Source organism: Streptomyces sp. NPDC088197 (genome assembly GCF_044741185.1).
Taxonomy (GTDB): Bacteria; Actinomycetota; Actinomycetes; order Streptomycetales; family Streptomycetaceae; genus Actinacidiphila.
Genome location: NZ_JBIUSD010000028.1, coordinates 1 through 23196 on the forward strand (window position 1 = coordinate 1; position 23196 = coordinate 23196).

Consider the following 23196-nt stretch of genomic DNA (forward strand, 5'->3'; position numbering starts at 1 on the left):
CGGTTACATTCCGAACCCGGAAGCTAAGCCTTTCAGCGCCGATGGTACTGCAGGGGGGACCCTGTGGGAGAGTAGGACACCGCCGAACAATCTTTGTAAAAGGCCCCGGCCCCCGAGTTTCGACTCGGGGGCCGGGGCCTTTCTGCGTTCCCTGGTCAGTCGGTGGTGACGGCGACGCTCGCAGCCGCGTTCGCGTCCGCATCGGTATTCGCGGCCCGCAGCAGCTCGATGTCGAGAGCCTCACGGCGGATGCGCTGGTCCATGTACAGCAGCGTGGTGACGCCGGCGCTGATCGGCAGGCTGAGCGTCGCGGCGATGGCGGCGCCGATTCCGCTGATGCCGAGGAACGCCCAGCCCGGGTTGGTGTCGCCGGAGAGGAAGGAGCCGAGGCTCTCACCGGTGATGCCACGAGCGATGAACATGAACGGCGTCTGGATGATGGCCGAGGCGATGTAGCAGAGGATCGCCGCGAGCGCCTGGACGCCGAGGACGCGCCACCAGGAGTTGCGTACCAGCTTCGCCGAGCGCTTCATCGCTGAGACGATGTCCTGCTTCTCGAGCATGAGGGCCGGTGCCGCCAGGCTCCACTGGATCATGAGCCAGAGCACGACGACGGAGGCGCCGATCAGGCCGAGGGAGGCGAGGGCGGCGCCGCCGCTCTCCGCACCCGCCAGGGCGATCAGTGCGCCGGGCAGGACGGCGCCCGCCAGGATTCCGGCGATGGCCAGCGGGATCAGCAGCGCGAGCCCGACCAGTTGGGGCAGTCGCGGGCGGGCTTCCCGCCATACCTGGGCGGCCGTGACCGGGCGGCCGAGCACGGCGCGGCTGGTGGCCATGGCGACCATCGCGGTCGCGGTGATCGTGCCGATGAGCATGACCAGAATGGTCAGGCCCGAGCTGGCGAAGGCACCGCTGACGGCGTGCATGATGTCGCCGACGCTCGGGTTGGGGTTGTCCCTGAGGTTCTCCAGCCGGGTGTCGTTGCTGAGGAAGAAGCCGTCGACCACCACGGCAAGGCCCTGGGTGACCACGGCGATGGCCAGGGTGAAGCCGAGGATCGCGCGCCAGTGCCGCCGCAGTACGGCCAGGGAACCGTCGAGGATCTCGCCCGCGCCGAGTGGGCGCAGCGGGATGACGCCGGGCTTGGGCGCCGCGGGCCTGCTCCAGGGGCCCTGCTGCTGCCAGCCGCCGCCGGGGTCGCCGCCCGGTGCTGTGTTGCCCCAGCGCGGGCCTGAGGGGCCGGGGTGGCCGCCTTGTGGCGGTTGCGGGGGCGACCACCGGGCCCAGCCGGCGCCGGGCGCCTGACCCGTACCCGTACCCGTACCCGTACCCGTACCGGAGGATCCGGCGGGAGGCGGGCCTGGGGCCGGTACGGTCGGGGGCCGGGTGTCGTGGGGGGTGTGCTGCCACTGCCCCGCGGGCGGCTGTTGGGCGGACCAGCCGCCGGGCGGCGGTGGCGTCGTGTCACCGGCGTCGGCCGTAGCGGGCCGGTCTCCCGTACCGGGAGCGGATGTGTCGCCGGAGTCGTCACCGGAGCTGTTGTCAGGACCGGCCGCGGACGTATCTGTTGACGTGTCCACGGGGGTGTCTTTCTGTGGTGCGGAGGAAGCGGGGCTGTCGCCGTCTTCCGGCTCGGAGGAGTCGGAGGATCCGGGCGAGGCCCAGCCCGGAGTGTTGGTCATCGGAGGCTGCCCCTTCACGTGGTGCTCGCTGTGGTACTGGCCGCCATCGTGCCATGGGCTGCCTTGGACCGGGCCGGGCAGGGCAGACTGGACGGATGGGTGATCAATACGTGCGACCTGTGACCGATGAGGCCGACGGTGCTTCCCGTACCATCCCCGCGCTGCGGTGGGAGGAACCTCCCGAGGGACCCGTGCTCGTGCTGCTCGACCAGACCCGACTTCCGCAGGAGGAGGTCGAGTTGGTGTGCACGGACGTGCAGGCGCTGGTTCAGGCGATACGTTCCCTCGCCGTGCGGGGCGCGCCGCTGCTCGGGCTCGCGGGGGCGTACGGCATCGCGTTGGCGGCGGCGCGCGGCTACGACGTGAACGAGGCCGCCGACCTGCTCGCGCACGCGCGGCCTACGGCCGTCAACCTCGGGTACGGGGTGCGCCGCGCGGTGACCGCCTTCCACGCGGCGCCTCCGCACCAGGGTGCCGCCTTCGCGTTGGCCGAGGCGCGGGCCCTGCACGAGGAGGACGCGGCGGCGAGCCGGGCGATGGCGGAGTACGGGGAGCGGCTGCTCGCCGAGTTGGTGCCGGGCGGCGGGTACCGGATTCTGACGCACTGCAACACCGGGGCCCTGGTGTCGGGCGGTGAGGGCACCGCGCTCGGTGTGGTCCTCGCGGCGCACAGGGCCGGGGAGTTGAGGCGTCTGTGGGTCGACGAGACCCGTCCTCTTCTTCAGGGCGCGCGGTTGACGGCGTACGAGGCGGCGCGGGCCGGGATGCCGTACACGCTGCTCGCCGACAGCGCGGCCGGCTCGCTGTTCACGGCGGGGGAGGTGGACGCGGTGCTGATCGGCGCGGACCGGATCGCGGCGGACGGCTCCACGGCGAACAAGGTCGGCAGCTATCCCCTCGCGGTCCTCGCCCGCTACCACCATGTGCCGTTCATCGTCGTGGCGCCGACGACCTCGGTGGATCTGAGCACGCCGGACGGCGCCGCGATCGAGGTGGAGCAGCGGGCCGGCAGCGAGGTGACCGACCTCGCGCCGTCACCGCTGGGCACTCAGGCCTACAATCCGGCCTTCGATGTGACGCCGCCGGAGCTGATTACTGCGATCATCACGGAGAACGGTGTGGTTTCGCCGGTCACCACAGAAGCTCTCGTAACTGTGTGTAATCACGAGACTCCCCGGGCAGGCTCTGACTAGGGGAGATCGGGCAGCGCATCTACGGCCATCGGCGGACAATGGTCGCGTAGCGTGACCTCGATCACCAAAGGTCACCGGTAACGATATGCAAATGGGATGATGGTCGGTATGAAGGGACGTGTGCTGGTCGTCGATGACGACACCGCGCTGTCAGAGATGCTTGGCATCGTGCTGCGCGGAGAGGGTTTCGAGCCGTCGTTCTGCGCTGACGGTGACAAGGCCCTGGCTGCTTTTCGGGAGTCCAAGCCGGATCTGGTGCTCCTTGACCTCATGCTGCCCGGACGGGACGGCATCGACGTATGCCGTCAGATCCGGGCGGAGTCCGGGGTGCCGATCGTGATGCTCACGGCGAAGAGCGACACCGTGGATGTGGTGGTGGGGCTCGAGTCGGGGGCTGACGACTATGTGATCAAGCCGTTCAAGCCGAAGGAGCTGGTGGCGAGGGTCAGGGCGCGACTGCGGAGGGCGGAGGAGCCGACTCCTGAGCAGCTCGCCATCGGCGATCTGGTGATCGACGTGGCGGGGCACTCGGTGAAGCGGGACGGGCAGCCGATCGCGCTGACGCCGTTGGAGTTCGACCTGCTGGTGGCGCTGGCCCGCAAGCCGTGGCAGGTGTTCACGCGTGAGGTGCTGCTCGAGCAGGTCTGGGGCTATCGGCACGCGGCGGACACCCGGCTGGTGAACGTCCATGTGCAGCGGCTGCGGTCCAAGGTGGAGCAGGACCCGGAGCGCCCGGAGATCGTGGTGACCGTCCGCGGTGTCGGTTACAAGGCGGGACCGGGCTGACATGTGCGCGTCGTACGAGCGGGAGCGGCTGGAGAGCCGGCTCGCGGACCCCATGCGGGGTCTCGCGCCGGTTTTCCGCTCGTTCGTGCGCTGGGCACGGCGACCGTTGCAGCCGGCGGTCCGGCTGTGGCGGCGCAATCTGCAACTGCGGGTGGTCGCCTTCACGCTGCTGATGTCGGTCGGCGTGGTGCTGCTGCTCGGCTTCGTCGTGATCGGGCAGGTCAAGAACGGCCTGCTCGACGCGAAGGAGAAGGCGGCTGAGAATCAGGCCACCACCGGCTTCTCCATCGCCCAGCAGCAGGCGAACAGGAGCCAGACGCAGGACGCCACCGGGGTCGGCTCGCAGAATCAGGCCGAGGACTCGGGCGCCTGGCTGACGACGCTGGTCCAGCAGTTCGCCAGCGGTGGCAACGGGGTGTACTGGATCGCCACGCTCAGCCCGGGCGCCGACGACGCGCGCTTCGGCGAGGGTGTCGTCAACGCGCACGGGCCGCGCAGCTCCGGCAGCCTGCTGCCGCAGGCGAGCATCCCCAAGTCGCTCAGCGACGCCGTCGAGTCCCACACCGGGGCGCTGAAGCAGTACACGACAGTGGTGACGGACGACGGGAAGGCGCCGCAGCCCGCGCTGGCCATCGGCAAGCGGCTCACGGACATCAACGGGAAGACGTACCAGCTCTACTACCTCTTCCCGTTCGGCCAGGAGGCCAAGACGCTCGGCCTGGTCAAGGGCACGCTGGCGACGGCGGGCATCTTCGTGGTGGTGCTGCTCGGCGCCATCGCCTGGCTGGTGACCCGGCAGGTCGTCACGCCGGTACGGATGGCGGCCGGGATCGCGGAGCGGCTCGCGGCGGGCCGATTGCAGGAACGTATGCAGGTCTCGGGTGAGGACGACATCGCGCGCCTCGGCGAGTCCTTCAACAAGATGGCGCAGAACCTCCAGGTCAAGATCCAGCAGTTGGAGGACCTGTCGAGGATGCAGCGCCGCTTCGTCTCCGACGTCTCGCACGAGCTGCGCACCCCGCTGACGACCGTACGGATGGCGGCGGACGTCATCCATGACGCGCGGACCGAATTCGATCCGGTGACCGCGCGCTCCGCCGAACTGTTGCAGAACCAGCTGGACCGTTTCGAGTCGCTGCTGTCCGACCTGCTGGAGATCAGCAGATTCGACGCGGGCGCGGCGGAGCTGGCCGCCGAGCCGATAGACCTGCGCGAGGTCGTACGGCGGGTGGTGGACGCCGCGGAGCCGCTGGCCGAGCGCAAGGGCAGCCACGTGGCGATACGCGGCGACGCGCAGCCGGTGATAGCCGAGGTCGACCCCCGCCGGGTGGAGCGCGTGCTGCGCAATCTGGTCGTCAACGCGATCGAGCACGGCGACGGCCGGGACGTGGTGGTACGGCTGGCCACGGCCGACGGCGCGGTGGCCGTCGCGGTGCGGGACTACGGCGTCGGGCTGAAGCCCGGCGAGGCGACACGGGTGTTCAACCGCTTCTGGCGAGCCGATCCGGCGCGGGCGCGTACCACCGGCGGGACGGGCCTCGGCCTGTCCATCGCGGTGGAGGACGCCCGGCTGCACGGCGGCTGGCTCCAGGCGTGGGGCGAGCCGGGCGGCGGGTCGCAGTTCCGGATGACGCTGCCGCGGACCGCCGGCGAGAGCCTGCGCGGGTCGCCGATACCGCTGGAGCCGGACGATTCGCGGCGCAACCGCGGGCTGAATTCCTCGGGGCTGCCGGTCCGGGCCGCGACGGGGTCCGTGCCGGTGCCGCGGACCGCGGGCCCGGCCGGGCCGGGGCACAACGGGCAGCCGGGCTCGCAGATACCGCAGATTCCCCAGCGGCCGCCTGCGGTGCCGCGGTCGCCGTCGGCCGATCCCGCGGCGTTCCCCGGCAGCGGTGCGCGGGTCGTGGGACGGATGGACTCGGTCCGGGAGGACGACAGCTGATGGGTGCGCTGGGGGGCAGGGGACGCCTGCTGCGGAGCTGGCCGGGTGTGGTGTGCGCGGCGTTGTTGCTGGCCGGGTGCGCGGCGATACCCAGCAGCGGTGAGGTGCGCAAGGTCGGCGACGGACAGCACGCCGACGTGGACGCGCAGGTGCGGGTCTTCCCGTCGGCGCCGCACAAGGGCGAAAGCGCCTCCGACATCGTCAACGGCTTCATGGAGGCCACCACCAGCGGCGAGGCGGACTTCGAGACCGCGAAGAAGTACCTGTCCAAGGAGCTGGCCGGACACTGGGACCCCACCGCGAAGATCACCGTGCTCACCGGCACGACCCAGCCCCGGGAGGAGCCGGGCACGAGTCGCAAGGACTACGTGATGGTCGACCTGGCGGGCAAGAAGACGGCCGTCGTCGACGCCAAGCACGCCTACCGGCCGGACGAGGGCAACTTCGACACCTCGTTCCACCTGGTCAAGGAGAACAACGAGTGGCGGATCGACAGTCTTGAAGACGGCCTGGTGATCTCCGATCTGGACTTCAACCGGATATATCACCTGGTCAACATGTACTACTTCGCGGCGCTGGGCCCGGACGCGCATCGCTCGGGGAACGCTGACAAGACCCTGGTCGCCGACCCGGTCTACCTGCGCAAGCAGAGCGACTCGCTGGTGTCCACGGTCTCCGCGCTGCTGACCGGCCCCACGAACTGGCTGGCGCCCGTGGTCGAGACCGCGGCGCCCGAGGGCGCCCGGCTCTACGACAAGGCGCCCGACCACGGGGTGACGCTCGACGACTCCCAGCACCTCAGGGTGCGGCTCGACGCGCCCGCGCAGCGGTTCGCGGGGGAGCGCTGCGTGAAGCTGGCGGCGCAGCTCTTCACCACGGTGCAGGGCCAGGCCGCGCCGAAGGTGGACGCCGTCGACATCTCGGCGTCGGACGGCAGGACGGTCTGCTCGCTGCCCAAGGAACAGACGCTGGCGTTCAGCACGCAGAATCTGGTCGGCTCCTCGGACCACCAGTACTACATCGGGGCGCAGCCGCACCGGCTGCTGGAGGTGCCGTCGGACGGCGCTTCGACCACGGGTACGCCGGTGGCCGGGCCGTTCGGCGGGGCGAAGGCGGACCTGGAGTCGGTCGCGGTGCGCCGGGACGAGCAGATGGCCGCCGGGGTGAAGGGCGAGGGACGCCAACTGGTCACCGCCGGCCTGGACGCGGACGCCCAGCTCAGCGAGCCCGTGCTGACCAGCAAGGCGAAGGACGGTCTGAGCGCGCCGAGCTGGGACGGGCTCGACTACCTGTGGGTCGCCGACCGCGATCCGGGCGACCCCCGCGTGGTGGCGCTGCGCGACGGCGGCGGGCAGCCGATCCCGGTCTCCGTCAGCGGCCTGACCGGCCGTGTGGACGCGCTGCGGGTCGCCTCGGACGGCGTGCGGATCGCGCTGCTCGTCCGGCAGCCCAACGGGCTCGGGAAGTTGCAGCTCGGGCGGATCGAGCGGGGTGGTACGCAGGCGCATCCGACGTTCGCGGTGACGAATCTGCGCACGCTGACCCCCGCGGCCGACGGTGTCAGCTCGGTCTCCTGGGCGGGGCCGAGCCGCCTGGTGGCGCTCGACAGCGAATCCGAGGGTGTGCAGCAGATCAAGTACATCAGCACCGACGGCTCCCCGAAGCTGGCCTTCGAGGGGATCAGCCAGGCGTCGGTGGTGGCGGCCTCCGAGGACGTCTCGCGGGCGCTGCTGGCCTCGTACAACCAGAGCGTCTACCGGCTGCCGCCGGACTCCACGGGCAAGCGGGTCGAGCCGAAGGGCGACAACCCGGTCTACCCCGGCTGAGAAAACCACCGTCAGCCTCCTGACCTGCGAAACCGTGGAGTTATCCACAGGTTGGGAGGGGGGCTGGCGGCGGGCGCCGAAACGGGGCAGAGTGGACGTCATGCGGGGCTGGTGGCAGGAGATCACCGGGCTGGTCCTGCCGGTGGACTGCGCCGGGTGCGGGCGTCCGCGTACGGAGCTGTGCGAGCGGTGCCGGGTACTGATCGGTGGGGCGGCCGAATCGGTGCCGGTGCGGCGCGTGCGTCCGACGCCGGAGCCGCCGGGGCTGCCGCCGGTCTACGCGGCCGGGCGATACGGGGACGAAGTACGGGCCGTGGTCCTGGCGCACAAGGAGCGGGGTGCGCTGGGTCTGGCCGGACCGCTGGGCACGGCGCTGGCGGCGGCTGTGCGGCGGGTCGGCGTCCCCGGGACGGTTCTGCTGGTGCCGGTGCCCTCGGCACGGCGTGCGGTGGCGCGACGCGGCCACGACGCCACGGCCCGCATCGCCCGTGCGGCGGCCCGGGAGCTGCGCCGGTGCGGCGTACCCGCCAGGGCGGTGGCCGCGTTGCGCCAGCGGCGGCCGGTGGCGGACCAGTCCGGTCTCGGCGCGGCCGGGCGGCCGGCGAATCTGGCGGGCGCGGTGGCGGCGGCCGGCGGGTCGGCGGCGCTGCTGACGGTGGCGCCGGTCGTGCTGGTGGACGACCTGATGACCACCGGAGCCTCACTGACCGTAGCGACGCGGGCGGTGACGGCGGCCGGGGGCCGGGTCGCCGGGGCGGCGGTCGTGGCTGGTCCGCACGATCCGGAACTCCACTCGGATGCGCGTCGTTGCAGGTAGTAGCGACGCATATTCACTCGGAAGGGGGTATGGCGTCGCTGAGGATGCCGACCTCCACACTCCGGGACTATGTTCGGGGGATAGGGAAGTGAACACCATGGGGTGTTGATCTTCTCAGTGGGGCAGGAGGAGGTGAAAGCCGCAGCTTCGTGGTCCCCGGTCAGCCCCGGGAGGCGAAGCGGCAGCCAACGCAGCGCCGGACGGGACTGGTACCCGAGCTGGCCTCAGCGAAAGGGATCGCCTCCGGTAGCCCGGGGCGATCCGGGAACGGAGTTCTGCGTGGACATCGTCGTCAAGGGCCGCAAGACCGAGGTGCCCGAGCGGTTCCGGAAGCACGTGGCCGAGAAGCTGGACAAGATCCAGAAGCTCGACGGCAAGGTGATCAGCCTCGACGTCGAGGTGTCCAAGGAGCTCAACCCCCGGCAGGCGGACCACGCCGACCGGGTGGAGATCACGCTCAACACCCGGGGCCCGGTCGTCCGGGCCGAGGCCGCGGCGGCCGACCCGTACGCGGCGCTGGACATCGCGGTGTCGAAGCTGGAGGCGCGGCTGCGCAAGGCCGCGAGCAAGCGCCACACCCGTCGTGGGAACGGCCGGATCCCGGCGGCCGAGGTGGCCGCGACCGTGCCGGACGCGGCGACCATCAACGGGGACGGGGAGCTGGCCGTCGACCGGCCGAGCACGGACAGTGTGCCCACCACGAGGTTCGGTCCGCTGGAGGTGCACGGCGAAGGCCCGCTGGTGGTGCGTGAGAAGACCCACGCGGCCACGCCGATGGCACTCGACCAGGCGCTCTACGAGATGGAGTTGGTCGGGCACGACTTCTATCTGTTCGTGGACAGCGAGACCAAGCAGCCGAGTGTCGTCTATCGCAGGCACGGTTACGACTACGGCGTGATTCATCTGAACTCGGACGAGAGCACCGTGGAAGAACCGGCGGGCGCGGGCGGCGTACTGCGCCGCTAGTGGCCACGCCCGAGGGCGTGTCCGCGAAGTCGCGTCGTCCGCCCGGAGGGCGGGGCTGGCGGTGTCTGGTGCGTGCGATCGCAAGGCGGAGGGTCGTCCTCATAGTGGGCCTATTCGGATGAGCCCGACAACGCAGCGAGCGTGCGTGCCAGGCGCCGCCAGTCAGACGAGACTTCGCGGCCAGGCCCTAGGGCTGCAACCGGTGCCCCCGGGCCGTCCCGGGGGCACCACCGTGCCTGGACGTGAAATGCTGGACCAGTGGTCAACTCTGGTCTGAGGGGGAGGATCTGATGCCGGAGAGCTTTGAGCGCGGAACCGCCGGCGAGCGTGGTCAGATCCCGTACGAGGAACCTGCCGGTCCGGCGCGTGCGGAGCCCATCCGAGTGCTGGTGGTCGACGACCACGCGCTCTTCCGGCGGGGCCTGGAGATCGTGCTCGCGCAGGAGGAGGACATCCAGGTCATCGGTGAGGCGGGGGACGGCGCGGAGGCGGTCGACAAGGCCGCCGACCTGTTGCCGGACATCGTGCTGATGGATGTGCGGATGCCCCGGCGCGGCGGGATCGAGGCGTGCACCTCGATCAAGGAGGTCGCGCCCAGCGCCAAGATCATCATGCTGACGATAAGCGACGAGGAAGCCGACCTCTACGAGGCGATCAAGGCCGGTGCCACCGGCTATCTCCTCAAGGAGATCTCCACCGACGAGGTGGCGACGGCGATCCGCGCGGTGGCGGACGGACAGTCGCAGATCAGTCCGTCGATGGCGTCGAAGCTGCTGACCGAGTTCAAGTCGATGATCCAGCGGACCGACGAGCGGCGGCTGCTGCCCGCGCCCAAGCTCACCGACCGGGAGTTGGAGGTGCTGAAGCTGGTCGCCACCGGGCTGAACAACCGGGACATCGCCAAGGAACTCTTCATCAGCGAGAACACGGTGAAGAACCACGTCCGCAACATCCTGGAGAAGCTTCAGCTCCACTCCCGGATGGAGGCCGTGGTCTACGCGATGCGCGAGAAGATCCTGGAGATCCGCTAGGGCCTGTCCCGCGCCGGGCATCGCGGCCACCACGTGCTGGGCATTGCCGGGTCCGGGCGCGCCCCCGGGCCGCCCGGACCCGGCGCCGCCCGGACCCACCACCTCGGCCCCGCGGGGCCGTACCCGCTCAGCGGCGGTCGTGGGTCAGCTTCAGCGCCGCCTCCAGCGGCTCGCGCAGCGGCTCCGGCAGCACCCGCTCCACCCGCGCCTCCTCGCAGCCCACCCAGCCCGCCGCCTGCGCGATGGCGTCGGCCGCGGGCTGCACGGCCTTCGGGCCGTCGAGCGTGACCTGCCGGGCCACCAGCGTCTTCCCCTCGCGCGCCGGGTCGACGCGGCCGACCAGCCGCCCGCCCGCGAGCAGCGGCATCGCGAAGTAGCCGTGGATCCGCTTGGGCTTGGGGGTGTACGCCTCCAGCCGGTGCGTGAAGCCGAAGATCCGCTCGGTGCGCGGCCGGTCCCAGACCAGGGAGTCGAACGGCGACAGCAGCGTCGTACGGTGCCTGCCGCGCGGCTCGCTCGCCAGCGCCGCCGGATCGGCCCAGGCGGGCTTGCCCCAGCCCTCGACCTCGACCGGCACCAGACCGGTCGAGTCGATCACCGACATCACCTGCTCGCCCTTGAGCCGGTGGTAGTCCGCGAGGTCCGCGCGGGTGGCCACCCCCATCGCCGCGCCCGCCTGGACGACCAGCCGCCGTACGCACTCGGTGTCGTCCAGGTCGTCGTGGAGCAGCGCGTCGGGCACGGCCCGCTCGGCCAGGTCGTAGATCCGCTTCCAGCCGCGCCGCCGGGTGCAGACCACCTCACCGGTGTCGAGCAGCCACTCCACCGCGATCTTGGTCTCCGACCAGTCCCACCACGGTCCGCCGTTCTTCGCGCCGCCGAGCTGCGTCGAATTCAGCGGCCCCTCGGCCTTGAGCTGGTCCAGGACGGCGGCGCACGAGCGCTCGGCGTCCTCCAGGACGTGCCAGCGGTGACCGCGGGCCCGCCGCGCCCTGCGCCGGAAGGCGAAGTGCGGCCACTCCTCGATGGGCAGGATGCAGGCCGCGTGCGACCAGTACTCGAAGGCGTGGTCGCCCGACCAGTACGCCTCCTCGACCTCCTCGCGGCCGACCGCGCCCAGCCGCGCGTACGGGATCAGCTCGTGCGAGCGGGCCAGTACCGAGATGGTGTCGAGCTGCACCGCGCCCAGCGAGCGCAGCACCCCGCGCGTCCCGGCCCGCCGGTCGGGAGCACCGAGGAAGCCCTGCGCCCGCAAGGCGAGCCTGCGTGCTTCGTCGGCGGACAGGGTGAGCTGAGGAGGCGGCAGCGGTGTCATGCCGGACAGCGTAGGACCGCCCACTGACAAGCCCCGCTGACCTGCGTCAACCTCGCGCGGCCCGCGGCCCCCCGCTCCGTACGGAAACCCCTCGCGCCTCGCGCCCGCCCCCCCCGTGACGAAGGAGCCTCAGGCCCCCGCCCCCCGTGACGAAGGAGCCTCAGGCCCCCGCGCCCGGCGGATACGGCTCGTACGGCGTCTTGCCCTCGCGGTCCCAGTCCGTCGGCAGCAGGGAACCGCTCCAGGCGTCGCGGCGGGTGCCCGCGTAAAGGATCTTGGAGCGGACGGTGCCCTCCATGACGAAGCCGATGGAACGGGCGACGGCGCGCGAGCCGTCGTTGCCCGCCTCCGCGTACCACTCGATCCGCTCGACGCCGAGAGCGTCGAAGGCCCAGGCGCAGACCGCGCGCCCCGCCTCGGCGGTGTAGCCCTTGCGGCGCTGCTCCCTCGCCGTCCAGTAGCCCAGCTCCGCCTGCCGCTCGGGCCCGGTCAGACCGGAGGCGCCGAACCGCAGCAGGCCCATGGAGCTGACGAGCGCGCCGCTGTCGGCGGTGAAGACGCCGAAGTTGTACATGGTGTCGTCGCGCCAGCCCTCGGGGCAGATGCGGCCGACGAAGTCCGCCGCGTTCTCGTGGGTGTACGGCGAGGGCACCGCCGTCCAGCGCGGAATATCGGGATCCTGGCAGGCCACATAGAGCGCCTCGGCGTCGTCCGGGGTCAGCGGACGCAGCAGCAGACGCTCGGTGGTGAGGGTGATCGGCTCCATGGACGCAGTATTGAGGAGAGCCAACGGCTGTGGAAAACCGTTTTGGCACCTCGGGGCCTCCCGGCCCGCTGGTCTCCTCGCTTACGATGGCCGTTGCAGCGGGGCCATCGGCGGACAGCCACTGGCAGAAAGCCATCGGCAGACATCGGCAGATCAAACCCCGCTGTGCCGGGTGCGGGCCAACCGCGCCAGGCCCGACCGGCAAGGAGCCAGCCTACGTGTCCGTCTTCAACAAGCTCATGCGTGCAGGCGAAGGCAAGATCCTGCGCAAACTGCACCGCATCGCGGACCAGGTCAATTCCATCGAAGAGGACTTCGTCAACCTCACCGATGCCGAGCTGCGGGCCCTCACCGACGAGTACAAGGAGCGGTACGCCGAGGGCGAGTCCCTCGACGACCTGCTGCCCGAGGCGTTCGCCACCGTCCGTGAGGCCGCCAAGCGCGTGCTCGGACAGCGTCACTACGACGTCCAGCTCATGGGCGGTGCCGCCCTGCACCTCGGGTATGTCGCCGAGATGCGCACCGGCGAGGGCAAGACCCTGGTCGGCACCCTGCCCGCGTATCTGAACGGGATCTCCGGCAAGGGCGTCCACCTCATCACGGTCAACGACTACCTCGCCGAGCGCGACTCGGAGTGGATGGGCCGCGTCCACAAATTCCTCGGCCTCGAGGTCGGCTGCATCCTGGCGAACATGTCGCCCGCCGAGCGCCGCGCCATGTACGCCTGCGACATCACCTACGGCACCAACAACGAATTCGGCTTCGACTACCTGCGCGACAACATGGCGTGGTCGAAGGACGAGCTGGTGCAGCGCGGCCACAACTTCGCGATCGTCGACGAGGTCGACTCGATCCTGGTGGACGAGGCCCGTACGCCGCTGATCATCTCCGGCCCGGCCGACCAGGCCACCAAGTGGTACAGCGACTTCGCCCGTCTGGTGAAGCGGCTCAACCGCGGCGAGGCGAGCAGCCTCGGCAAGGAGGAGACCGGCGACTACGACGTGGACGAGAAGAAGCGCACCGTCGCCATCCACGAGAGCGGCGTCACCAAGGTCGAGGACTGGCTGGGCATCGACAACCTCTACGAGTCGGTGAACACCCCGCTGGTCGGCTACCTGAACAACGCGATCAAGGCCAAGGAGCTGTACAAGAACGACAAGGACTACGTCGTCATGGACGGCGAAGTCATGATCGTCGACGAGCACACCGGCCGTATCCTCGCGGGCCGCCGCTACAACGAGGGCATGCACCAGGCGATCGAGGCGAAGGAAGGGGTGGACATCAAGGACGAGAACCAGACGCTCGCCACGATCACCCTCCAGAACTTCTTCCGCCTGTACGACAAGCTCTGCGGCATGACCGGTACGGCGATGACCGAGGCCGCCGAGTTCCACCAGATCTACAAGCTCGGCGTCGTCCCGATCCCGACCAACCGCGCGCTGGCCCGGATGGACAAGCCCGACCTGATCTACCGCACGGAAGAGGCGAAGTTCGCCGCCGTGGTCGAGGACATCGTCGAGAAGCACGAGAAGGGCCAGCCGGTCCTGGTCGGCACCGTCTCCGTCGAGAAGTCCGAGTACCTGTCGGCGCAGCTCTCCAAGCGCGGCGTGCCGCACGAGGTGCTCAACGCCAAGCAGCACGACCGTGAGGCGTCGATCGTCGCGCAGGCGGGCCGCAAGGGCGCCGTGACCGTGGCCACCAACATGGCCGGCCGCGGCACCGACATCAAGCTCGGCGGCAACCCCGACGACCTCGCCGAGGCGGAGCTGCGGCAGCGCGGCCTCGACCCGGTCGAGCACGTCGAGGAGTGGGCGGCGGCGCTGCCCGACGCCCTGGAGCGTGCCGAGCAGGCCGTCAAGGCCGAGCACGAGGAGGTCGTCGACCTCGGCGGGCTCTACGTGCTGGGCACCGAGCGGCACGAGTCGCGCCGGATCGACAACCAGCTCCGCGGCCGGTCCGGCCGTCAGGGCGACCCCGGCGAGTCCCGCTTCTACCTCTCGCTCGGCGACGACCTCATGCGGCTGTTCAAGGCGCAGATGGTCGAGCGCGTCATGGCGATGGCCAATGTGCCGGACGACGTGCCGATCGAGAACAAGATGGTCACCCGCGCCATCGCGTCGGCCCAGTCGCAGGTCGAGCAGCAGAACTTCGAGATCCGCAAGAACGTCCTGAAGTACGACGAGGTGCTCAACCGGCAGCGCGAGGTCATCTACGGCGAGCGCCGCCGCGTCCTGGAGGGCGAGGACCTGCACGAGCAGGTGCAGCACTTCATGGACGACACCATCGACGCGTACATCGACGCGGAGACCAAGGAAGGCTTCGCCGAGGACTGGGACCTGGACCGGCTGTGGGGCGCCTTCAAGCAGCTCTACCCGGTGAAGGTCACCATCGAGGAGCTGGAGGACGCGGCGGGCGACCGGGCCGGGATCACCGCCGAGTTCATCGCGGAGTCCGTCAAGGACGACATCCACGAGCAGTACGCGGAGCGCGAGAAGAGCCTCTCCGAGGACATCATGCGCGAGCTGGAGCGCCGCGTGGTGCTGTCGGTGCTCGACCGCAAGTGGCGTGAGCACCTGTACGAGATGGACTACCTCCAGGAGGGCATCGGGCTGCGCGCGATGGCGCAGCGCGACCCGCTGGTGGAGTACCAGCGCGAGGGCTTCGACATGTTCGGCGCCATGATGGACGGCATCAAGGAGGAGTCCGTCGGCTACCTGTTCAACCTGGAGGTCCAGGTCGAGCAGCAGGTCGAGGAGGTCCCGGTGGACGCCGCCGTCAGCGACGCCCCGCAGGACGCGGCGCCTTCGCTGACCAAGGACGCCAGGCCGGAGATCCGCGCCAAGGGCCTCGACGCCCCCAAGCGCGCCGACCGGCTGCACTTCTCCGCGCCGTCCGTGGACGGCGAGGGCGGTGTGGTCGAGGGCGACTTCGCGGGTGTCGACGCCGCCGACGGCGGTTCCGCCGAGGAGGGCCAGACGCGCGCCGAGCGCCGCAAGGCCGCCAAGGGCGGCCGCCGCCGCAAGAAGTAACGCCTACGGGCGGGCTCGACCGGACACGGCCGCGGGGGGGGGCCCCCCGAGACACCGGGCCGGCCCCCCCCCCGGGCGCCGCCCACAACCCCCACAACGCCGGGGGGGGCCCCCGGCGGCGCCCGGCCCCCCCCCCCCCCCCCGGGGCCCCCCCCCCCCAAAACCCCCCCCCCCGCGGGGGGCCCCCCCCCCCCCGGGGGGGGGGCCCCCCCCCCCCCCCCCCGGGGCCCCCCCCCGCGGCCGTGCCGCGTCCAAGACGCTCACCTGCGGGAGGTCAGCCCGCCTGGACCGCCGTGCACCGCCAGCGGGCCTGCCCGTAGCCCGCCGAGGGCGGCGCGGCGGGCCCCGAGGGTTCGAGCCGGAAGGCCAGGGCGCGGAAGACGTCCTGGTCCAGGGCGACGACGGCCGCCACCTCCAAGGCGCCGTCCGCGGTGCGGAAACAGCGGCACCGGTACACGTAGGGGGTACGGCCGCGGGCCCGCAGCCGCCAGTCGGCGCGGGCGCCGTGCAGCTCCCACAGCCGTTGGTACGCCTCGTCCCTGACGCGTCCGGCCAGCGACGTCACGGGGCTGCGCCCGGTCAGCACGTCGAGCAGGCGCCCGGCGAACCACAGGTGCGGCGCGGGCGGGCGCGGCGCCGTCCCCGGCCGCGTCACGACCGCCACGGACCTCGCCGGGACCGGAACCGAGCCGGAGCCCCCGCTCGCCGCGCCTCCCGCCGGCCTCGCCGCGGCGCCTGGACGCCCGCCTGGACGCCCGCCGGGCCGTCGGCTGTCTCTGCGTCCGGGCGGACCGGCGCCGCCCGCCGTACGCCGCTCCACGCCCGCGGCGCGCGGCGGAGCGGGAGCGGGCAGGGGAGGTGCCGGGGTTCCGGGTACGGGCACGGTTACGGGCGGCTGCGGCGGCGTCGTCTGCACGGGTGCTTCCCCTGTGGTCGCTACTGGCGGGTAGGGCGGTGACAGGGCGGTTCTAGGACCCTCGGGGAGGGGCTGGCAAGCGGGGTGCCGTCCGACGCAGGGCGCGGAGGAATTCACCTATTCGCGTGGTGGCGCACGTATGCTTCACGCCATGCGCGTCTATATTCCAACGACCCTGGCCGGTCTCGCCGAGGCGTACAAGGCGGGCGAGCTGGGGCCCGTACCGCTGGACGCCTACGCGGTGACGCCGAGCCTGCGCGAGTGGTACGTCTCGGACGACATCGAGGAGCTGGAGTACGCGGCCCTCAACCGTGCCGCCCAGGCGTCGCTGCGGCTGCTGGCCGTGCACCCGGACACCCCGCGCCGCCGGGTGGTCGTCGCCGTGGACGTGGACGACGCCGCCGTGACGTACGACCCGGACCACGGCCTGGACCCCGGCTCGCTCGGCGAGGTCCGCCTGGCCCGCGCCGTGCCGCTGTCCAGGACGGCCGCGGTGCACGTGGACGCCGACGACGCGCGGACCGATGTGACGGCCGCCGCGGCGGCCGTGGGCGCGGCCGACATGGGCGACGACGACGCGCAGTTCACCGTGGACGGCGCCGAGGACCACGACCTGCTCTGGTACGCGACGCAGGAGATCCCCAACCTCATCTCCTGACCCCGGCGCGCGAGGACCCGAGCGTCCGACCGGCCGAGCGCTCGACCGCGTGAGCGCCCCGGCATCCGACCGCCCGGGCACCTGATCGGCTGAATCCGTTCGGCCCCCGCCCGGTCGTACGGCGGCCCCGCGTGGCCGGGACCCCACCCTCGGGCACCGGGCTGTCACACCCCGCGAGTACGGTTCGTGGAGTGAGCACGCATTCCGTAGGCACGCATCTGGTGTGGGACTGGAACGGCACCCTTTTCCACGACATCGACGCGGTGATCGAGGCGACGAACGCCTCGTTCGCCGAGCTGGGCCTGGCCCCGATCACCCTGGAGCGGTACCAGGAGCTGTACTGCGTGCCCGTGCCCCGGTTCTACGAGCGGCTGATGGGACGGCTGCCGACCGACGCCGAGTGGGAGGTGATGGACGCCGCCTTCCACCGCCACTACTGGGCGCTGGCCGGCCGCTGCGGCCTCGCCGAGGGCGCGGCCGAGCTGCTGGCCGCGCGCCGGGCCGCCGGGCTCACGCAGTCGCTGTGCTCGCTCGCCCCGCAGGACAATCTGCTGCCCGTGGTGACCTCGCACGGCATCATGGAGCACTTCGTCCGGGTGGACGGCCGTACCGGCCCCTCCAATCAGGGCAAGGCCGCGCAGATGGCCCGCCACCTCGCCGCGCTCGCCGACGTCGCCGCCGACCCCGGCCGGATCGTGGTGATCGGTGACGCGCTCGACGACGCGGTGGCCGCCGCCCACGTCGGCGCGCACGCCGTGCTGTACACCGGCGGCTCGCACAGCCGCGCCAGCCTGGAGAGCGCCGGGGTGCCGGTGGTCGACAGCCTCGCCGCCGCCGTCCTGGAAGCCGAGCGAATAGCCGCGGGCTAGAGCCTGTCCGGCGGACAGGCCCTGCCGCCGGGCTCCCGAATCGACGCTCGGGCCCGGTCCGCGCCCCGCTCCAACGCCGGAATCATCACCTCCGCATCGACTGTTCGCCGTCTCGTCCCGGTCCTGTTCCCGCCCGGTTCCTGTCCAGAGGGGCCAAAGGTGTGCAGTGCATTTGTACGAAGACGTCTCCTGACAGGCACCCGTGAGCGAGCGATAGCCTTGCGGCGTGATCAACGTTGATCAGTTCATCAGGGGCCACCGCGTGCGTACGGGCACGGCGGACCCCTCTTCCGGCATAGCGTCGTCCCGTAGCGGATACCCCGCGTCACGTGACGTCCTGCCATCACCCGACGTCACGCAATGGCGCGCGACAGGAGTCAGAGGACATGCAGACCAAGCTGGACGAAGCCAAGGCCGAACTGCTGGAACGAGCAGCCAAGGTCGCTGAGAACAGCCAGACGGGGGGACTACCCGGCCAGGGCCGCGACACAGAGGCGCTGACGGCGTTCCTCCGGGGTTACTATCTGCACAGCGCACCCGAGGACCTCAACGACCGCAATCCGGTCGATGTCTTCGGCGCGGCAGTCTCCCACTACCGGCTCGCGGAGGTACGCCCGCAGGGCAGTGCCAGCGTCCGGGTGCACACCCCCACCGTCGAGGAGAACGGCTGGCAGTCCAGCCACACCGTCGTCCAGGTCGTGACCGACGACATGCCCTTCCTCGTCGACTCGGTCACCAACGCGCTCACCCAGGCCGACCGCGGCATCCACGTCGTCTTCCACCCGCAGTTCCTGGTCCGCCGCGACGTGACCGGCAAGCTGCTGGAGATCGTCGCCCCGGGGTGCGGACCCGAGGACGGCTCGCTCCCGCACGACGTGCTGGTCGAGTCCTGGATCCACGTCGAGATCGACCGCGAGACCGACCGCGCCGACCTCAAGGAGATCACCGCGGACCTGCGCCGCGTGCTCTCCGACGTCCGCGAGTCCGTCGAGGACTGGGCGAAGATGCGCGAGTCCACCAAGCGCATCGCCGACGAGCTGTCCGCGACCCCGCCGCCGCTGCCCGAGCGCGAGGTCAGCGAGGCCGTCGAGCTGCTGCGCTGGCTCAACGACGACCACTTCACCTTCCTCGGCTACCGCGAGTACGAGCTGACCACCGACACCGAGCCCGACGGCTCCACCGAGGACGTGCTGGTCGCCGTTCCCGGCACCGGTCTCGGCATCCTGCGCTCCGACCCGGTGCACCCCGGCACCGACGGCACCGACCCGGGCCACCACACCCACCTCGGGCACCCCGGCTCCCCGTCGTTCAGCAGGCTGCCCGCCGACGCCCGTGCCAAGGCCCGCGAACACCGGCTGCTGATCCTCACCAAGGCCAACAGCCGCTCCACCGTGCACCGTCCCTCGTATCTGGACTACGTCGGCGTGAAGAAGTTCGACGCCGAGGGCAATGTGATCGGCGAGCGCCGCTTCCTCGGCCTGTTCTCCTCCACCGCCTACACCGAGTCGATCCGCCGGGTCCCGGTGGTCCGCCGCAAGGTCGAGGAAGTCCTCGAAGGCGCCGGATTCACCGCCCACAGCCACGACGGCCGCGACCTGCTCCAGATCCTGGAGACGTACCCGCGCGACGAGCTGTTCCAGACCCCCGCCGACGAGCTGCGGTCCATCGCCACCAGCGTGCTGTACCTCCAGGAGCGCCGGAAGCTGCGGCTGTTCCTGCGGCAGGACGAGTACGGCCGCTACTACTCGGCGCTGGTCTACCTGCCGCGCGACCGCTACACCACGGCGGTACGGCTGCGCCTGACCAACATCCTCCAGGACGAACTGGGCGGCCGAAGCGCCGACTTCACCGCATGGAACACCGAATCGGTGCTGTCCCGGCTGCACTTCGTGATCCGCGTCGAACCCGGCGCGCCGCTGCCCGACATCACCGACGCCGACGTCGAGCGGATCGAGAGCCGGCTCTCCGACGCGACCCGTTCCTGGGCCGACGGCTTCGGCGAGGCGCTGACCGCCGAGTGCGGCGAGGAGCGCGCGGCCGAGCTGACCCGGCGGTACGCGCACGCGTTCCCCGACGGTTACCGCGCCGACTTCGCACCGCGCGTCGCCGTCGCCGACCTCCAGCACATCGAGGGCCTGGGCGCCGACGACTTCACCCTCAGCCTGTACGAGCCGGTCGGCGGCGCCAGCGACGAGCGCCGCTTCAAGATCTACCGCACCGGCGCGCCCGTCTCGCTGTCCGCCGTCCTGCCGGTGCTCCAGCGGCTCGGCGTCGAGGTCGTCGACGAGCGGCCGTACGAACTGCGCCGCTCGGACCAGACCCGCGCCTGGGTCTACGACTTCGGGCTGCGCCTGGACCCCAGCCTCGGCGACCTCGGCGACGACGCCCGCGAGCGGTTCCAGGCGGCCTTCGCCGCGACCTGGACCGACAAGGCGGAGAACGACGGCTTCAACTCCCTGGTGCTGCGCGCCGGTCTGGAGTGGCGCGAGGCGATGGTGCTGCGCGCGTACGCCAAGTACCTGCGGCAGGCCGGGTCCACCTTCAGCCAGGACTACATGGAGGACACCCTCCGTACCAACGTCCACACCACCCGGCTGCTGGTCAACCTCTTCCAGGCCCGCTTCTCGCCGGACCACCAGCGGGCCGGCAGCGAGCTGACCGACGGGCTGCTGGAGGAGCTGGACGGCGCGCTCGACCAGGTCGCCAGCCTCGACGAGGACCGCATCCTGCGGGCCTTCCTCACCCTGATCAAGGCGACGCTGCGCACCAACTACTTCCAGCGCCGCGACGACGGGCAGCCGCACGACTACCTGTCGATGAAGTTCGACCCGCAGGCCATCCCCGAACTGCCCGCGCCCCGCCCGGCGTTCGAGATCTGGGTGTACTCCCCGCGGGTCGAGGGCGTCCACCTGCGGTTCGGCAAGGTCGCCCGCGGCGGTCTGCGCTGGTCCGACCGGCGCGAGGACTTCCGTACCGAGGTGCTGGGCCTGGTCAAGGCGCAGATGGTGAAGAACACCGTCATCGTGCCGGTCGGCGCGAAGGGCGGCTTCGTCGGCAAGCGGCTGCCCGACCCGGCCGCCGACCGCGACGCCTGGCTGGCCGAGGGCATCGCCTCGTACAAGACGTTCATCTCCGGCCTGCTCGACATCACCGACAATCTCGTCGGCGGCGAGGTCGTGCCGCCGACGGACGTGGTCAGGCACGACGAGGACGACACGTATCTGGTCGTCGCCGCGGACAAGGGCACCGCGTCGTTCTCCGACATCGCCAACGAGGTCGCGGTGTCGTACGGCTTCTGGCTCGGCGACGCCTTCGCCTCCGGCGGCTCGGTCGGCTACGACCACAAGAAGATGGCCATCACCTCCAGCGGCGCCTGGGAGTCCGTGAAGCGGCACTTCCGCGAGATGGGCGTCAACACCCAGGAAGAGGACTTCACCGTCGTCGGCATCGGCGACATGTCCGGTGACGTGTTCGGCAACGGCATGCTGCTGTCGGAGCACATCCGGCTGGTCGCGGCCTTCGACCACCGGCACATCTTCCTCGACCCGAAGCCGGACGCGGCCACCTCCTACGCCGAGCGGCGCCGCATCTTCGAGCTGCCGCGCAGCAGTTGGGCCGACTACGACACCAAGTTGCTGTCGTCGGGCGGCGGGATCTTCCCCCGTACCGCCAAGGCGATCCCGCTCAACGCGCAGATCCGCAAGGCGCTCGGCATCGAGACCGCCACCGCGAAGATCACCCCCGCCGAGCTGATGAAGGCGATCCTCCAGGCCCCGGTGGACCTGCTGTGGAACGGCGGCATCGGCACCTACGTCAAGGCGTCCACCGAGTCGCAGGCCGACGTCGGCGACAAGGCCAACGACGCGATCCGGATCGACGGCGCGGAACTGCGGGTCAAGGTCGTCGGCGAGGGCGGCAATCTGGGCTTCACCCAGCTCGGCCGGATCGAATTCGCCCTGAACGGCGGCCCGGAGGGGACCGGCGGCCACATCAACACCGACGCGATCGACAACAGCGCGGGTGTGGACGCCTCGGACCACGAGGTCAACATCAAGATCCTGCTCAACAGCGTCGTCACCGAAGGGGACATGACCGTCAAGCAGCGCAATTCGCTGCTCGCGGAGATGACCCACGAGGTCGGCGACCTGGTGCTGCGCAACAACTACGCGCAGAACGTCTCGCTCGCCAACAGCATGGAGCAGGCCCCGAGCCTGCTCCACGCCCACCAGCGGTTCATCCGCCGCCTGGTGCGCGACGGCCACCTGGACCGGGCGCTGGAGTTCCTGCCCACCGACCGGCAGATCCGCGAGCGGCTGGCGGCCGGACAGGGCCTGACGCAGCCGGAGTTGGCGGTGATCCTCGCCTACGCCAAGATCACCACGGCCGAGGAACTGGTCCACACCGAACTGCCCGACGACCCGTACCTGCGCTCCCTGCTGCACGCGTACTTCCCCGTGCCGCTGCGGGAGCGCTTCGAGCGGCAGATCGACAACCACGCGCTGCACCGCGAGATCATCACGACCGTCCTGGTCAACGACACGGTGAACTCCGGCGGCACGACCTTCCTGCACCGCTTCCGCGAGGAGATCGGCGCCACCACGGAGGAGATCGTGCGGGCCCACACGGCCGCCCGCGCGATCTTCGGTCTCGCCGAGATCTGGGACGCGGTGGAGGCGCTGGACAACATCGTCGCCGCCGACGTGCAGACCCGGATCAGGCTGCACTCGCGGCGGCTGGTCGAGCGCGCCACCCGCTGGCTGCTCAACAACCGCCTCCAGCCGCTCCAGATCGCCGAGACCATCGACTTCTTCGCCGAGGGCGTCGCCGCGGTCTGGTCCCACCAGCCCAAGCTGCTGCGCGGCGCGGACGCGGACTGGTACCGGTCGCTGCGCGACGAGCTGACCGCGGCGGGGGTGCCGGACGAACTGGCCACCCGGGTCGCCGGATTCTCCGCGGCCTTCCCGGCGCTCGACATCGTCGACGTCGCGGACCGCACCGGCAAGGAGCCGCTGGACGTCGCCGAGGTCTACTTCGACCTCGCCGACCGGCTGGGGATCACGCAGCTCCTGGACCGGATCATCCTGCTGCCGCGCGCCGACCGCTGGCAGTCCATGGCCCGCGCCGCCATCCGCGAGGACCTCTTCGCGGCCCACGCGGCACTCACCGCCGACGTGCTGACGGCGGGCCCCGAAGGGTCCACGCCCGAGCAGCGCTACACGGCGTGGGAGGAGCAGAACGCGGGGCTGATCGGCCGCGCCCGCACCACCCTCGAGGAGATCCAGGGTGCCGAGGAGTTCGACCTGGCGAGTCTGTCGGTGGCGATGCGGACCTTCCGTACGCTGCTGCGCACGCACCGCTGAGCCGTACGCACCGCTGAGCCGTACGCACCGCTGGGCCGTA

The 23196-nt window shown here is 71.1% G+C and carries 14 protein-coding genes, 1 rRNA gene and 1 pseudogene; 12 read left to right on the forward strand and 4 right to left on the reverse strand.

Going from position 1 to position 23196, the window contains the following annotated elements; all coding sequences use genetic code 11:
- Positions 1-88 (forward strand): 5S ribosomal RNA (gene rrf / locus ACIOC1_RS34980); the annotation flags it as partial.
- A gap of 67 nt (positions 89-155) precedes the next feature.
- Here rrf and ACIOC1_RS34985 read toward each other — a convergent pair.
- The gene (locus ACIOC1_RS34985) at positions 156-1682 is read right to left on the reverse strand and encodes a hypothetical protein (protein WP_401858588.1); all 1527 of its coding nucleotides are present in this window, start codon (positions 1680-1682) and stop codon (positions 156-158) included.
- 95 nt (positions 1683-1777) lie between these two features.
- On the opposite strand from ACIOC1_RS34985, the gene mtnA reads away from it, so the two are divergent.
- The 7 genes and pseudogenes from mtnA to ACIOC1_RS35020 form a co-directional block, all read left to right on the forward strand.
- Positions 1778-2875 carry an S-methyl-5-thioribose-1-phosphate isomerase gene (gene mtnA, locus ACIOC1_RS34990; protein ID WP_355342899.1) on the forward strand — a complete coding sequence of 366 codons (1098 nt, stop codon included), beginning with the start codon at positions 1778-1780 and terminating at the stop codon, positions 2873-2875.
- Positions 2876-2971: 96 nt separating this feature from the next.
- A complete protein-coding gene (gene mtrA / locus ACIOC1_RS34995; protein WP_188283097.1) occupies positions 2972-3661 on the forward strand; it encodes an MtrAB system response regulator MtrA in 690 nt (229 codons plus the stop codon).
- A gap of 1 nt (position 3662) precedes the next feature.
- Positions 3663-5603 (forward strand): MtrAB system histidine kinase MtrB, encoded by a 1941-nt coding sequence (gene mtrB, locus ACIOC1_RS35000; protein WP_391052562.1) that lies wholly within the window; start codon positions 3663-3665, stop codon positions 5601-5603.
- The gene (locus ACIOC1_RS35005) at positions 5603-7429 is read left to right on the forward strand and encodes an LpqB family beta-propeller domain-containing protein (RefSeq protein WP_391163996.1); all 1827 of its coding nucleotides are present in this window, start codon (positions 5603-5605) and stop codon (positions 7427-7429) included. Before mtrB ends, ACIOC1_RS35005 begins: the two co-directional genes overlap by 1 nt.
- A gap of 100 nt (positions 7430-7529) precedes the next feature.
- Entirely contained in the window at positions 7530-8246 is a 717-nt protein-coding gene (locus ACIOC1_RS35010) for a ComF family protein (protein ID WP_401858598.1), read from the forward strand.
- Between the two features lie 279 nt (positions 8247-8525).
- The gene (gene hpf, locus ACIOC1_RS35015) at positions 8526-9212 is read left to right on the forward strand and encodes a ribosome hibernation-promoting factor, HPF/YfiA family (RefSeq protein ID WP_355342907.1); all 687 of its coding nucleotides are present in this window, start codon (positions 8526-8528) and stop codon (positions 9210-9212) included.
- 356 nt (positions 9213-9568) lie between these two features.
- Positions 9569-10243 (forward strand): annotated as a pseudogene (locus tag ACIOC1_RS35020) (response regulator); the annotation flags it as partial.
- A gap of 127 nt (positions 10244-10370) precedes the next feature.
- On the opposite strand, the gene ACIOC1_RS35025 reads toward ACIOC1_RS35020, so the two are convergent.
- Together ACIOC1_RS35025 and ACIOC1_RS35030 are read right to left on the reverse strand one after the other, a co-directional pair.
- Entirely contained in the window at positions 10371-11558 is a 1188-nt protein-coding gene (locus tag ACIOC1_RS35025) for a winged helix-turn-helix domain-containing protein (RefSeq protein ID WP_401858601.1), read from the reverse strand.
- A 160-nt stretch (positions 11559-11718) separates the two neighbouring features.
- Positions 11719-12324 (reverse strand): GNAT family N-acetyltransferase, encoded by a 606-nt coding sequence (locus ACIOC1_RS35030; RefSeq protein WP_355342913.1) that lies wholly within the window; start codon positions 12322-12324, stop codon positions 11719-11721.
- A 218-nt stretch (positions 12325-12542) separates the two neighbouring features.
- On the opposite strand from ACIOC1_RS35030, the gene secA reads away from it, so the two are divergent.
- Positions 12543-15353 carry a preprotein translocase subunit SecA gene (gene secA, locus ACIOC1_RS35035; protein ID WP_355342916.1) on the forward strand — a complete coding sequence of 937 codons (2811 nt, stop codon included), beginning with the start codon at positions 12543-12545 and terminating at the stop codon, positions 15351-15353.
- Positions 15354-15627: 274 nt separating this feature from the next.
- Here secA and ACIOC1_RS35040 read toward each other — a convergent pair whose 3' ends face one another.
- Complete coding sequence (locus tag ACIOC1_RS35040) at positions 15628-16017, reverse strand: Rv3235 family protein (protein WP_355342919.1); 390 nt, start codon at positions 16015-16017, stop codon at positions 15628-15630.
- Between the two features lie 403 nt (positions 16018-16420).
- Here ACIOC1_RS35040 and ACIOC1_RS35045 point away from each other — a divergent pair, with 403 nt between their 5' ends.
- The 3 genes from ACIOC1_RS35045 to ACIOC1_RS35055 all read left to right on the forward strand — a co-directional run bounded on the left by ACIOC1_RS35045 (position 16421) and on the right by ACIOC1_RS35055 (position 23156).
- A complete protein-coding gene (locus ACIOC1_RS35045) occupies positions 16421-16927 on the forward strand; it encodes a DUF6912 family protein (protein WP_355342922.1) in 507 nt (168 codons plus the stop codon).
- A gap of 191 nt (positions 16928-17118) precedes the next feature.
- The gene (locus ACIOC1_RS35050; protein ID WP_391052545.1) at positions 17119-17796 is read left to right on the forward strand and encodes an HAD family hydrolase; all 678 of its coding nucleotides are present in this window, start codon (positions 17119-17121) and stop codon (positions 17794-17796) included.
- A 386-nt stretch (positions 17797-18182) separates the two neighbouring features.
- Complete coding sequence (locus tag ACIOC1_RS35055) at positions 18183-23156, forward strand: NAD-glutamate dehydrogenase (protein ID WP_401858607.1); 4974 nt, start codon at positions 18183-18185, stop codon at positions 23154-23156.
- Positions 23157-23196 lie beyond the last annotated feature (40 nt).